The sequence below is a fragment of the Methylocystis sp. genome (genome assembly GCF_050246715.1).
GTDB lineage: Bacteria > Pseudomonadota > Alphaproteobacteria > Rhizobiales > Beijerinckiaceae > Methylocystis.
Window position 1 is genome coordinate 1 of the sequence record NZ_JBFWVN010000004.1, and the last position, 13,348, is coordinate 13,348.

At 61.3% G+C, this 13,348-nt stretch carries 13 protein-coding genes; 11 read left to right on the forward strand and 2 right to left on the reverse strand.

Features of this window, described 5'->3' with window-relative positions:
• Window positions 1-133: 133 nt before the first annotated feature.
• Window positions 134-460 carry a DUF6477 family protein gene (locus AB7I51_RS03125; RefSeq protein WP_428404245.1) on the reverse strand — a complete coding sequence of 109 codons (327 nt, stop codon included), beginning with the start codon at window positions 458-460 and terminating at the stop codon, window positions 134-136.
• A 120-nt stretch (window positions 461-580) separates the two neighbouring features.
• Here AB7I51_RS03125 and AB7I51_RS03130 point away from each other — a divergent pair, with 120 nt between their 5' ends.
• Genes AB7I51_RS03130 through AB7I51_RS03145 form a run of 4 tightly spaced genes read left to right on the forward strand, consistent with a single transcriptional unit; the run spans window position 581 to window position 4,047 of the window.
• The gene (locus AB7I51_RS03130) at window positions 581-925 is read left to right on the forward strand and encodes a helix-turn-helix domain-containing protein (RefSeq protein ID WP_428404246.1); all 345 of its coding nucleotides are present in this window, start codon (window positions 581-583) and stop codon (window positions 923-925) included.
• A complete protein-coding gene (locus AB7I51_RS03135; protein WP_428404247.1) occupies window positions 922-1,779 on the forward strand; it encodes a DUF6456 domain-containing protein in 858 nt (285 codons plus the stop codon). Before AB7I51_RS03130 ends, AB7I51_RS03135 begins: the two co-directional genes overlap by 4 nt.
• A 26-nt stretch (window positions 1,780-1,805) precedes the next feature.
• A complete protein-coding gene (locus AB7I51_RS03140) occupies window positions 1,806-3,539 on the forward strand; it encodes a phage infection protein (RefSeq protein ID WP_428404248.1) in 1,734 nt (577 codons plus the stop codon).
• Between the two features lies 1 nt (window position 3,540).
• The gene (locus tag AB7I51_RS03145; RefSeq protein ID WP_428406117.1) at window positions 3,541-4,047 is read left to right on the forward strand and encodes a hypothetical protein; all 507 of its coding nucleotides are present in this window, start codon (window positions 3,541-3,543) and stop codon (window positions 4,045-4,047) included.
• Window positions 4,048-4,124: 77 nt separating this feature from the next.
• On the opposite strand, the gene AB7I51_RS03150 is transcribed toward AB7I51_RS03145, so the two are convergent.
• Window positions 4,125-4,547: a SufE family protein gene (locus AB7I51_RS03150; RefSeq protein WP_428404250.1), complete on the reverse strand. Its 423-nt coding sequence runs from the start codon at window positions 4,545-4,547 to the stop codon at window positions 4,125-4,127.
• Between the two features lie 139 nt (window positions 4,548-4,686).
• On the opposite strand from AB7I51_RS03150, the gene AB7I51_RS03155 reads away from it, so the two are divergent.
• From AB7I51_RS03155 to AB7I51_RS03185, 7 genes are all read left to right on the forward strand, one after another.
• On the forward strand, window positions 4,687-5,283 hold the full coding sequence (locus tag AB7I51_RS03155; RefSeq protein ID WP_428404251.1) for a LemA family protein: 597 nt from the start codon (window positions 4,687-4,689) through the stop codon (window positions 5,281-5,283).
• Between the two features lie 2 nt (window positions 5,284-5,285).
• Window positions 5,286-6,137: a serine O-acetyltransferase gene (gene cysE, locus AB7I51_RS03160; protein WP_428404252.1), complete on the forward strand. Its 852-nt coding sequence runs from the start codon at window positions 5,286-5,288 to the stop codon at window positions 6,135-6,137.
• A gap of 138 nt (window positions 6,138-6,275) precedes the next feature.
• Window positions 6,276-7,253, forward strand: a complete 978-nt coding sequence (gene gshB / locus AB7I51_RS03165; protein ID WP_428404253.1) for a glutathione synthase — start codon at window positions 6,276-6,278, stop codon at window positions 7,251-7,253.
• Entirely contained in the window at window positions 7,250-10,057 is a 2,808-nt protein-coding gene (locus tag AB7I51_RS03170) for a [protein-PII] uridylyltransferase (protein WP_428404254.1), read from the forward strand. The genes gshB and AB7I51_RS03170 overlap by 4 nt, the downstream gene beginning before the upstream one ends.
• Window positions 10,058-10,111: 54 nt before the next feature.
• Window positions 10,112-10,708: a nucleotide exchange factor GrpE gene (grpE, locus tag AB7I51_RS03175; RefSeq protein ID WP_428404255.1), complete on the forward strand. Its 597-nt coding sequence runs from the start codon at window positions 10,112-10,114 to the stop codon at window positions 10,706-10,708.
• 78 nt (window positions 10,709-10,786) lie between these two features.
• Entirely contained in the window at window positions 10,787-11,713 is a 927-nt protein-coding gene (corA, locus tag AB7I51_RS03180) for a magnesium/cobalt transporter CorA (RefSeq protein WP_428404276.1), read from the forward strand.
• 126 nt (window positions 11,714-11,839) lie between these two features.
• Entirely contained in the window at window positions 11,840-13,348 is a 1,509-nt protein-coding gene (locus AB7I51_RS03185) for a Do family serine endopeptidase (protein WP_428404256.1), read from the forward strand.

Sequence of the window (13,348 nt, forward strand, 5' to 3'; positions counted from 1 at the left end):
AGACCGATGATGTTAACCTCTTCCATGGATGCCCTCCCCATTCCGTGGGATGCGAAAACATCGCCACCTTGGCACATCGCGATGCCGTCAGGAGGGGGCATCCACTCCATCAAACTGAGACACTACCGCCGGCTCAGGCGCCGTTCAACAGCCGATTGAGCCGCGCGGTCTCGGCGCGGTGGGCGATGAGCAGGCTGATGTGCCGGTTGAGATCATAGCTCCAATGCCCGCGCCGCGCCCGTTCGCCGCGCATCGCGCGTTCGATTTCCTTCAGCGCCGCGCGCGCCGCGTCCGGCGATTCGCTCGCGATCGTCTCGGGCGACAGGCGATGGAGGCGGGAGAGCGCGCTGACGCGGTCATAGCTCTTTTCGCCGGAGGCGAGGGCGGCGTCGAGCGCTCGCCCGGCGGCGGCGAAGCGGACGGGGCGGTCGTGCGGTTCTGAAATTGATCTTTGCGTCACGGGACATCCTCCATGATGCTGAAGATGCTCTCGCTAAAACGCATGAGGATAAGTATTTTGTCCCTTGAATAGGATTTTATTCCAGAATAGGCTGCGGCTCCACTCAAGCTGGAGCTTTCGATGTTTTCCCGTCCCGTCCCCATTCCGGGCCTCAGCGCCGCCGTGGCGGCAGCGGCTCAGGCCACGTCTTTCGCGGAGATTTTCTCAGCGCGCCGCTGCCGTCGTTCGGTCGCCCGCGCCCGTCAGCTCGCCGTCTATCTCCATCATGTCGCGCTTGGCGCGAGCGTTTCGGGCTGCGCCAGGGCTTTCGCGCGCGACCGCGCCACCATCCGCCACGCCTGCGCGACGATCGAGGATTTGCGTGACGATCCCTCATTCGACGCCGGCGCGCGCCGGCTCGAAACCGCGCTCGCCGCCAAGCGCGACATGATCTGCGACCTCCTTACGCAAGGGAGCGCGCGATGAAGAAAAGCGCGAAACGTCCGGAAGGAGCGGACAATGGCCGCGCCCTGCGCCGGCTGCTCCAGGCGCTCGCCGAGCCCGGCGCGCGCGGCGCGCTCAGCGGTCTCGAAGCGTCGACGCTGGTCGTGCTTTCGCGCAGCAAAGGCGTCACCGTCGTCCGTGCGCGTCTTCCCGCCGCCGTTGGCGAAGCGGCGCGCGCAGAAGGACTCGTGCGATGGGAGGATGACGGCGGCGAACGCCGGCTGGCGCTGACCGACGCCGGCCGCGCTCATCTTCGCCGATTGTCAGCGCCCGAGGTCGAGCAGGCTGAGCCCTTTCGCGCGCAACACGCAAACTATGCGCTGCGCCAGCTCGACAAAGGCGCGCGTCCGACGCTGGTCGATGAGTCGGAAAGTCCGCTCGCCTGGCTCGCGCGGCGCAAGGATCGCGACGGCCGATCCTTTCTCGACTCCGCGCAGCTTGAAGCGGGCGAGCGCTTCCGCCGCGACATCGAACAGGCGCAGCTGTTGCAGCGGGTGACCGCCAATTGGGAGGCGTCGATCAACGCCGCGCGGCGCGGCGCCGACTTTAGCGCCGTCTCCGAAGTCGCAATCGACGCGCGCCGGCGCCTCGCCCGCGCTTTCGACGCGGTGGGGCCGGAACTGGCGGGACTGCTCGCCGACGTCTGCGGCTATCTCAAGGGATTGGAAATCGTCGAAAGCGAACGCGGCTGGCCGCCACGCTCGGCGAAAGTCGTGCTGAGAATCGCGCTCGATCGACTGGCGCGCCACTACGGCCTCGCAGTCGAAGCCCGCGGCCGCGACCACGCCGGATCGCTGTTGCACTGGGGCGCGGAGGACTACCGGCCAAGGATGTGAACAACGTCCCTTGAGGGAGATAAAACGTGACTGAACGAACCTACGAAATGCATGATGCCCATGCCGGGGCGGCACTCTCGGCGATTCGCCCGGGGTATGTCATGGATGAAGTCAAAATTGAACTCAAGAACTGCTATGGGATCAAGTTCCTTAATCAAGATTTCAATTTTAAAAAAACACGAGCATACGCCATCTATGCGCCAAATGGCGTAATGAAATCATCGCTGGCAAAGACCTTTCAAGATGCTGCAGCTAAGCAGCCATCCGAAGACCGCATCTTCAAGGCGCGCAAAACAGACCGTCATATCGTTGACGAAAACGGCTCCGAGATCGAAGGCGACCGCGTGTTCGTGGTTGGTCCGTACGATTCCGAGCTTGGAGTTTCGGAGAAGACCTCCACCCTCCTTCTCGACCCAAAAATGAAGCGTGAATACGATAATTTGCTGCGAGCCACGGCTGATGCCAAATCCGCTTTATTGGCGGCGGTGAAATCTCAGTCGGGAACAAAGAAGAATCTCGAACAAGAGATTTCCTCTGCGATCATGCAGAGCCCTGTTGAGTTCGATCAAGCTCTAATCCGCGTCAAGCGCGAGGTGGAAGAGCAAAAGGAGAACTTATTCGCAGACGTCCCATATGATAAGGTGTTTAATGATAAAGTCATGGCGGCGCTAAACACAAAAGATTTGAAGAATGCAGTACACGAGTATATGCGACAGTATAATGCACTTCTCTCCGCGTCTACGTACTTCAAGCGTGGAACGTTCGACTACTACAATGCTGGACAGATAGCAAAGAGTCTAACCGACAATGGATTTTTTGATGCTAAGCATACTGTTAGCTTAAACGCGGATTCAGGAAGTCGGCTAATCGCAAACCAGAAGGAGCTTGAGGATGTGATAGCTGCAGAAAAAGCAGCCATACTATCTGACGCCAAATTACAAAAGAGGTTTGATGACGTTGCAAAGCAGTTACAGCGTAATGCTGAGCTACGTGAGTTCTGTGAATACATAAGAGACGAAGAGGCGTTGCTGGCCAAGCTCTCAAACCCAGAACGCTTGAGGCAAGATGTTATTAAGTCATATCTGAAAACAAATGAAGTTTTGTATGACGATTGGATTAAAAAGCATGACGCTGCCGCGGCTAGGCGAAAGGAGCTAGAATTGGCTGCAAAAGGCCAGCAGAACCAGTGGAAAGATGTTATTAATATCTTTAATGATCGTTTTGTTGTTCCATTTAAGCTAGAGGCCAAGAATGAAGCCGAGGTCACGCTTGGACAGACTTCGATCATTGAGCTCGGATTCACATACATAGATGGAAAAGATACGGCAGAAATCCAGAAGAACGAGTTGCTACAGTCCCTTAGTACCGGGGAGTGCAAAGCCCTCTATATTTTGAATGTGATTTTCGAAATTGAGACGCGTCGCAAGAATAAGCAGGAAACGCTTATTGTCGTCGACGATATCGCCGATTCGTTCGATTACCAGAACAAATATGCGATTATACAATATCTTAAAGATATAAGTGAGGATGGATTATTTAAGATGATTATTATGACGCACAACTTTGATTTTTTCCGAACTGTTGAGAGCCGCCTCGGTGTCGGATACCGATTTTGTCTAATGGCATCCCGTGGCGACGCTGGCGTAAAGCTTGAGCAAGCCGACGGAATAAGAAATATCTTCGCTAAGGATTGGAAGCCTAATTTCTACGCGAATGATAGAAAAAATCGCGTCCATACCGTTTTTGCGCAACATCATTGAGATGACCGTCGGTGATAAAGATCCGGCTTTCTCGCAGCTTACAGCTATGCTGCATTGGAAAAAAGAAACGTCAAATTTGAAAATTTCGGACTTGGATGCAATTTACAATAATCTTTGTAATGAAAATGGTGCTTCATCGAATAAAGATGCTCTGGTGTATGACGTGATATTTGAACAAGCGAAGGAATGCTCTGCCGTGACCGCCACTGGCTTAACGAACAAAATAGTTCTTGCCATTGCGATCCGGTTGCGTGCCGAAAAATTTATGGTCGAGCGGATCGCTGACCCGGATTTTGTGGCTAGCATTGAGGCGAACCAAGCTTGGCGACTCGTTAGTAAATTCAAGGATTTATATCCTAAGGAGACGCTTAACATTGCGGCCTTGGATAAGGTTGCGCTGATGACCCCAGAGAACATTCATGTAAACGCGTTCATGTACGAGCCAATCATCGACATGTCGGATGACAACCTGAGGAGGCTTTATGAACGAGTGAAGGAGTTAAAATGACCTCCGTACTGGCGATAGTTACATGAATCCTGGATCCCCGGCTCAAGCGCGGGCATGATGCGGCGCTGTTCGCCGCCCTACGCCGCCATCGCCTCGCGCGCTTCCTTCTTGATCCGCTCGACCATCGACCGCAGGCCGTTGGCGCGTTGCGGCGTCAGATGTTCGGCGAGGCCGAGCTCCTTGAACAGCGGCTGGGCGTCGGTGTCGACGATTTCCTGCGCCGGGCGTCCCGAATAGAGCGCCAGCGTCAGCGCGACGAGGCCGCGCACGATATGGGCGTCGCTGTCGCCGCGAAAATTGAGAATCGTCCGTCCGCCGGGATCGCGCGTCGGCGTCGATTCGAGCCACACCTGGCTGGCGCAGCCGCGCACCTTGTTTTCGTCGGTGTAGGCCTCTTTCGGCAGCGGCTCGAGCGTGCGGCCAAGCTCGATGAGATAGCGGTAGCGATCCTCCCATTCGTCGAGCAGTTCGAAATTGCCTATGATCTCGTCGATTTGCATCTTGTCCGCATCCTTCTGGCGAAGGCCCATTCTACCCCAACTTGGTCGTCAGGCCGCGCCCTTTCCTTGCCCAAAGCGACGCCTTACATTTCATCGCGACGATCATGCGGCGGGCGTCGCCGCTCCTTGGGAGTTGTATATGAGCGACTTTTCCCGCTGGCGCGCGATCGCCGCCGCGATTTTCCTTAGCGTGGGCGTTTCCGGCTGCGGCTACAATACGATTCCGACGCTCGAAGAAAACGCCAAGGCGAAATGGTCGGACGTGCAGTCGCAATATCAGCGCCGCGCCGATCTCATTCCCAATCTCGTCGAGACCGTGAAAGGCTACGCCAAGCAGGAGAAGGACGTCTTGACCTCCGTGGTCGAGGCGCGGGCCAAGGCGACCTCGGTCAAGGTCGACGCCGGTTCGCTGACCGATCCCGAGAAGATGAAGCAGTTCCAGGAGGCGCAAAATAAGCTCACCGGCGCGCTCGGCCGGCTGATCGCGGTCAGCGAAGCCTATCCCGATCTAAAATCCAACCAGAACTTCCTCGCCCTGCAATCGCAGCTTGAAGGCACCGAAAACCGCATCAATGTCGCGCGGCGCGACTACATCGAGGCGGTGCGGGAATTCAACACTTCGCTGCGCACCTTCCCGACGTTGCTTTGGGCGAAAACATTTTTTGCAGGAACCAAGCCGATGGCGGAATTCTCGGTGACCGATGCGGCGCAATCGCCGCCGGCGGTGAAGTTCTAGAGATGGACGCCGAGGCGCCGAGCCAGGACTTCAGCGCGCTTGCGGCGGAGGGCGAGGCAATGTGGGCGCATATGCGCCGCGAAGCCGAGAGCGCGCTGCGTCTCGATCCATCGCTGACGGCGCTGATGCGCGGCGCGGTCCTCAACCGGGCGTCGCTCGAAGAGGCGGTGGTCCAGCGCATCGCGGCGAGACTCGGCGCCTCGGCGATCGACGCTAGAACGATCGCCGACGCCTTCATGCAGGCGGTGGACGAGGATAAGACGATTGCGGCGGCGTTCCGCGCCGATCTCGCCGCTTGCGTCGAGCGCGATCCCGCCTGCGGGCGGCTGATCGAACCGCTGCTTTATTTCAAGGGATTCCATGCGATCCAGTCGGCGCGGCTCGCCCATGCGCTGTGGCGCGGGCGCCGACACGACTTCGCCTACTATGTCCAGAGCCGCGCCTCCGATGCGTTGGCCGCCGACATTCATCCGGCGGCGCGGCTGGGCAAGGGGCTCTTCCTCGATCACGGCACCGGCTTTGTCATCGGCGAGACGGCGGTCGTCGACGACGAAGTTTCGATTTTGCACAATGTGACTCTCGGCGGCACCGGCAAGGCTGCGGGCGACCGCCATCCCAAGGTGAGGCGCGGGGTGATGATCGGCGCTGGCGCCAAGATCCTCGGCAATATCGAGATCGGCGCCTGTTCGCGCATCGCCGCTGGCTCAGTGGTGCTGAAGTCGGTTCCGCCGAATTCGATCGTCGCCGGCGTGCCGGCGAAGGTGGTCGGGACCGAATCTCGCGCCGAGCCGGCCCGCGACATGGACCAGCTGCTGCGCGGCCTCGCCTATGATTCGTTCGATTATGTGATTTGAACCTGACGACGTGCGGTCGAGGGCCGGGGCGCCGGCCAAGGGTTGCGCAAGGCCGCCATTCTCCTGCTAAGTGTCGCCCGAAGGGGCGGCCCGCTCCAGATGAGGCGCCGGACGGCGGCGGCCGCGGCAGGGGGATCGATGCTCGAGATTGCGGTCCAGATGGACCCGTTGGAACGCATTAATTTTGCAGGAGATTCCACATTTGCGCTGATGCTGGAGGCAAAGCGCAGAGGCCATCGCCTGTGGTTCTACACGCCCGATCGGCTGTCGCTTGAAGGCGAGCGGCTGACGGCGCGCGCCCATCGCATCGAGGTTTTCGACGATCCGTCCGGCTATTACGCGTTAGGCGAGGCGGCCGAGCTTGAACTCGGAACCATGGATATCGTGCTGTTGCGCCAGGACCCGCCGTTCGATCTCGCCTATATTACCTCGACGCATTTTCTGGAGCGGCTCGCGCCGAAGACGCTCGTCGTCAACGACCCCGCGCATGTGCGCAATGCGCCCGAAAAAATCTTCGTGATGGAATTCGCCGATCTGATGCCGCCGACGCTGATCACCCGCGACCGCGCGGCGATCGAGCGCTTTCGCGCCACGCATGGCGACATCGTCATGAAGCCGCTCTACGGCCATGGCGGCGCGGCGGTGTTCAAGGTCGCGCCGCGCGATCCGAACTTCGGTTCGCTCTTCGACATGTTCGCGACGACCTTCCGCGAACCCTGGGTCGTGCAGCGATTTCTGCCGGAGATCGTGAAGGGCGACAAGCGCATCCTGCTGATCGACGGCGAGGCGATGGGCGCGATCAATCGGGTTCCAGCCGTTGACGACATCCGCTCGAATATGGTGCGCGGCGGATCGCCCGCGGCGTCAGAACTCGATGCGCGAGAGCAGGAAATTTGCGCGCGGCTGGGGCCGGAGCTGAAACGGCGCGGCCTCGTCTTTGTCGGCATCGACGTGATCGACGGCTGGCTTACCGAAATCAACGTGACCTCGCCGACAGGTCTGCGCGCGCTCAAGCGCGTCGGCGGGCCCGATCTCGCGCCGACGCTGTTCGACGCCATCGAGACGCGCCTGCGCGCGCTGCGCGCGGCGGGCCGTTCGCCGGAACTCGCCCGATGAACGAAGTCGCGCCGATCAGCGTTTTCGCCGGGCTCGATCCCGGCGCGCAGTTCCGCGGTCTGCGCGAGGCGCTTGCGCCCGTGGTCGCGGCGATCTGCAAGAGAGATCGCGGCCATGCGCGACGCACGGCGATCGTCGAATTGTTTCGCTCCGTTCTCGCGGAAGGACGCGAGATCGCCCGTGTCAGGCTCGAGGCGCGCGGCTCGGGACTGGCCTGCGCGAGATTGATCTCCGCGCTCGAAGACGAGCTGATCGGCGCCATCTACGATTATGTCGTGCGCTATGTTTACGTCGTCGACAATCCGACCTTCGCCGAGCGTCTCGCCATTGTCGCCGTCGGCGGCTATGGGCGCGGCGCGCTCGCGCCCGGCTCCGACATCGACCTTCTGTTTCTCGTTCCCTACAAACAGACGCCCTGGGGCGAAAGCGTCATCGAGGCGATCCTTTATATTCTGTGGGACCTGCGTCAGAAGGTCGGCCATGCGACGCGCTCCGTCGCCGAATGCATGCGTCAGGCCCGCGCCGACATGACCATTCGAACGACGCTGCTCGAAGCGCGATTCATCCTCGGCAACGCCGAGCTGTTCAGCGAATTCCGCGACAGTTTCGACCGCGAGATCGCGCGTCTCGACACGCGCGAATTCGTCTCCGCCAAGCTCGCCGAACGCGATTCGCGCGTATTGCGCGCCGGCGCCTCGCGCTATCTCGTCGAACCGAACGTCAAGGAAGGCAAGGGCGGCCTGCGCGATCTCAATACGCTGTTCTGGATCGCCAAATATGTCTACCGCGTGCGCGAGGCGAAGGAGCTTGTCGCCGCAGGCCTCTTCACCGCCGCCGAGCTCAGTCTCTTCGAGCGCTGCGAAGAGTTTTTGTGGCGGGTGCGCTGCCATCTGCATTTTGCGAGGGGTCGCGCCGAGGAACGGCTTTCCTTCGACGTGCAGCCGACGATCGCGCGGCGCCTCGGCTATCACGACCGCAGCGGATTGTCGCCGGTCGAGCGATTCATGAAGCATTATTTTCTGGTGGCCAAGGAAGTCGGCGATCTCACCGCGATCGTCTGCGCGGCGCTTGAAGAAAGGCAGGCGAAGCCGCGCGCGATTTTTGAGCGCTTCCTGCAGCCGTTCCGGCGCCGGCGCATCCGCGCGCCGCAAGGCGATTTCATCGTCGATCACGATCGCATCAGCATCGTTGACGCCGACGTGTTCAAGCGCGATCCTGTAAACATCATCCGGCTCTTCTGGATGGCCGATCATCATGGCCTGCCGCTGCATCCCGACGCCTTGCGCGCGGTGACTCTGTCGTTGCGCCTGATCGACGCCAATCTGCGCGCGAACAAGGAGGCCAATCGGCTGTTTCTGGAAATCCTGCTGTCGCGCAACATGACCGAAATCACGCTGCGGCGGATGAACGAATCCGGCGTGCTCGGGCGCTTCATTCCGGAATTCGGCAAGGTCGTCGCGATGATGCAGTTCAACATGTATCACCACTACACGGTCGACGAGCATCTGCTGCGCGCGGTCGGCGGATTGTCCGATCTCGAAGCGGGGCGCATGCCCGAACACCGGCAGCTGGTCGACGAAGTCCTGCCGACGATCGTCAACCGCAAGGTTCTTTATCTGGGTCTTTTCCTGCATGACATCGCCAAGGGCCGTAAGGAGGATCACTCCGTCGCCGGCATGGAGGTGGCGCGCGCGCTGTGTCCACGGCTGGGATTCACGCCCGGCGAGACCGAGTCAGTGGCCTGGCTCGTCGAACATCATTTGACCATGTCGAGTTTCGCCCAGAGCCGCGATCTCTCCGACCGCGTCACCATCGAGAATTTCGCCGCCATCGTTCAGACGATGGAGCGGCTGAAGATGTTGTTCGTTCTGACCGTCTGCGACATCAACGCCGTCGGTCCCGGCGTGCTCGACGCCTGGAAGGCGCAGCTGCTGCGCGTGCTTTATTGGGAGACCGAAGTCGTGCTCGGCGGTGGCCATTCGGCGGTCGATCGCAAGAGCCGCGTCGCGGCCGCGAAGGATGAGTTGCGCGCGGCGCTGCCGGACTGGAGCGACGAGGAATTCGACGCCTACGCCAGGCGCCACTATCCGGCCTATTGGCTCAAGGTCGACGTCGCGCGCAAGCTTCGTCATGCCGCGATGCTGCGCGAGATGAACGGCGCGCCAGCGCCGCTCGCGACCGCGGTCGAACTCGACAGGACGCGGGGCGCCGTGGAACTGACCGTCGTCGCGCCCGACAATCCGCGTCTGCTGTCGATCATCGCCGGGGGCTGCGCGGCGGGCGGCGCCAATATCGTCGACGCGCATATCTTCACCACGGTGGACGGGCTAGCGCTCGACACGATCTTCTTCTCGCGCGCCTTCGATCAGGATGAAGACGAAATGCGTCGCGCCCGACGCATCGCCGACCTTATCGCCAGGGCGCTGCGCGGCGAAGTCGTCGTGTCGGAAGAATTGAAGGCGCGCGCCAAAGCTCATCTGCCGACTGACGCCTTTTCGGTGGCGCCGGAGGTGGTCGTCGATAACAGCCTGTCGAACGTCTATACGGTGATCGAAGTTTCGGGACTCGATCGCGAAGGTCTTCTCTTCGAGCTCACGAATGCGATATCCAGGCTCAACCTCAATATCGCTTCGGCGCATATCGTCACCTTCGGCGAGCGCGCCGTCGACGCCTTCTACGTCACCGATTTGACCGGCGCGAAAATCGCCTCGCCGCAGCGTCAGGCGGCGATCAAGCGCCAACTCCTGGATGTGTTCGGCGTCCAGGGCGGCCGCGGCCAAAAAACGCCGGCCGCGGCGACTTGATTTTGGCGATTGGCGCGTAGATATCGGGGCCTTTACAAAAACCATGGTGACAGCATGAGCGATCCAACGAATGCGGATAAGAAGGCTGACGCGACGAAAAATCAGGGCGCGGCGGAGCCTTCGTCCCTGTCGCAGCCTTCGGCGGAATCCGATATTGCGCAGCCGGAGCCCTTCACCGAGCTCGAAAATCTATATGCGGAAAATGCAGGCCTGAAGGACAAGCTTCTGCGCGCGCTCGCCGAAGTCGAGAATGTGCGCCGTCGCGCCGAGCGTGAGGTCGCCGACGCGAAAGCCTATGGCGTCGCCAATTTTGCCCGCGAAACGCTGACGTTCGCCGATAATCTGCAGCGCGCCCTGGAGAACGTGCCCGAAGGGTCGCGCGCCGACCCGGCGGTGGCGTCGCTCGTCGAAGGCGTCGAAGTGATGGAGCGTGATTTCCTGGCGCGGCTCGCCCGTTTCGGCGTCAAGAAGATCGACGCGCAAGGGGCGCGATTCGATCCCAATCTGCATGAAGCGCTGTTTGAGATTCCCGACGAGACGCAGCCTGTCGGCTCGGTGGCGCAGGTCGTCGAGCAAGGCTATATGATCGGCGAGCGCGTCTTGCGGCCAGCGAAGGTCGGCGTGACGCGCGGCGGCTCGAAACCGTCCTGACGGCCGGAGCGCGGCCTTGGACGAACGGGCGATGGCGACAAATACCCGTGAAGCCGGCGTGGTCGCGGCGGCCGCAAGATCGCCGATATCGAGATCAATGAGGCGGGAGACTGGTCCAAGCGCGAGGGCCATGTCGTTTGGATCGGCCTCTACGAGCCCTCGCAGGAGTTGCTTGAGCGTGTCGGGCGCCAGTTCTCGCTGCATCAGCTCGCGATCGAGGACGCCTTTAAGGCGCATCAATTCCCCAAGCTCGAAGAATATGAGAGCAGCGTGTTCATCGTCGCGCGCACGGCGCAGATGGTCGATGGCCGCATCGCCTTTGGCGAGACACATCTTTTTCTCGGCGTCGGCTATGTCGTGAGCGTCCGCCACGGCGCTTCGGAAACTTATGCGCATGTGCGCGAGCGCTGCGAAGCCCGCGCCGAGCGCCTTTCCGAGGGCGAGGACTTCATCGTCTACGCCATTCTCGATTTCATCGTCGATAATTACTTCCCAGTGCTCGACGCCATCAATAACGAGGTCGAGGACATCGAGGATCACGTGCTCGCGACGACGATGGGCCGGGAGGAGATCGAGCAACTCTATAGTTTGCGGCGCGATCTTCTGCATCTGCGCAACGCCGCGACCCCGCTTTCCGACGTTTGCCGGCGTTTGGAGCGCAGCGACGTTGTCGCGATCGATCGTGAGATGCGGCCGCATTTTCGCGACGTGCGCGACCATCTGCGCCGCGTGCAGGAGCGCATCGACACGATGCGCGAGACTCTGGCCTTCGCCTTTGAATCGAGCCTGATGAACGCGCAGATGCAGCAGACCGACATTTCCCGCCGGCTCGCCGCCTGGGCCGCCATTCTCGCCGTGCCCACGGCCGTCGCCGGCATTTACGGCATGAATTTCAAGCATATGCCGGAGCTGAGCTGGAAATATGGCTATTACGTCATCCTGGGCGTGACCGCGACGATTTGCGGCTATCTCTATTATCGGCTGCGCCGCGCCGGGTGGCTGTAGGGCCGCGTTACGAAAGTTTCATCCCGCCGCCATTGGCCGGCAAAGCGGTGATCTCCATCTTCTACTCGCGGCGACGTTGCGCTTCTCCTCCGCGGGGCGTCGCGCAGAGATGGAGATTTTCGAGAAATGCCTATCGCAATCAATCCTCGCGACCGCGCCATGGAAGCGCCGCGCCGCGCGTCTCGCCTCGCGCTGATTGGCGCGACGGCCGCGTTCGCGCTCGGCGCCGCCATCGGTTCGGCGCCGCTGACGCCGGCCTACGCCGAAGCGCCGCTTTCGGGATCGGTCATTTCCGCCGGCCCCGCATCTTTCGCCGACATCGTCGAGCGCGTGAAACCCGCCGTCGTCGCCATCAAGGTCAAGGCAGTCGAGGATTCGCAGGGCGGCGCCTTCGAGATGCCCGACATGTCGCCCGACGACCCGATGTATCGCTTTTTCAAACGGTTCGGCGAACAGGGCCAAGGCCGTCCGCAGAAACACATGACGATGTCGCAGGGCTCCGGATTCATCATCAGCCCTGACGGCTATGTCGTGACCAACAACCATGTCGTCGAACACGCTAATGAAGTCGAGGTCGCGCTCGATGACGGCCGCACGCTGCCGGCCAAGGTCGTCGGCAAGGACAAGCGCACCGACTTGGCGCTGCTCAAGATCAACGACGGCCAGAAGCTCCCCTATGTCGAGTGGGGCACGTCGACGCCGCGCGTCGGCGACTGGGTGATCGCGGTCGGCAATCCGTTCGGCCTCGGCGGCTCGGTCACCGCCGGCATCGTCTCGGCGCGCGGGCGCGATATCGGCGCCGGTCCTTATGACGATTTCCTGCAGATCGACGCGCCGGTCAATCGCGGCAACTCGGGCGGCCCCGCCTTTGACGCGCATGGCAATGTGATCGGCGTCAACACGGCGATTTATTCGCCGTCGGGCGGTTCGATCGGAATCGGCTTCGCGATTCCGACCGAGGTCGCCAAGGACGTCGTCGCGGCGCTCAAGGAAAAGGGCTCCGTGTCGCGCGGCTGGATCGGCGTCAAGATTCAGAGCGTAACGCAGGAAATCGCCGACAGCATGGGTCTGAAGTCCATGAAGGGCGCGCTGATCGCGCAGCCGCAGAAAGGCGCGCCGGCTGAAGACGCGGGCCTGAAGGCGGGCGACGTCATCGTCGCGGTCAATGGCGAGAAGATCGAGACTCCGCGTGATCTGGCGCGTCGCATCGCCGCCCTTGGCCCCGGCAAGACGGTGGACCTCACCTATCAGCGCTCGGGCGCCGAAAAGAACGTGAAGCTCAAACTGGGGACTTTGCCCGACGACCGTGAGGCGCGCGCGGACGACGAAAATTCGGAGCGCGGTCCCGAACTGTCCGGCCTCGGCATCGAGGTGGTGCCGGCGACCGAGGTGCGCGGCGCGGGTCGTGAAGGGGTCCTTGTGACCGATCTCGATCCGTCCGGCGCAGCTGCGCAAAAGGGATTGCACAGGGGCGACGTTATCGTCGAAGCCGGCGGTCGGCCGGTCAGCTCCAGCAGCGATCTCGTCGCCGCGCTGGAGTCCGCTCGAAAGGACGGCCGCCGCTCGGTGCTGCTGCGGGTCAAGTCCACGGACGGGGCGAAATTCGTCGCCGTTCCCGTGAAGGGCGCCGGCTAA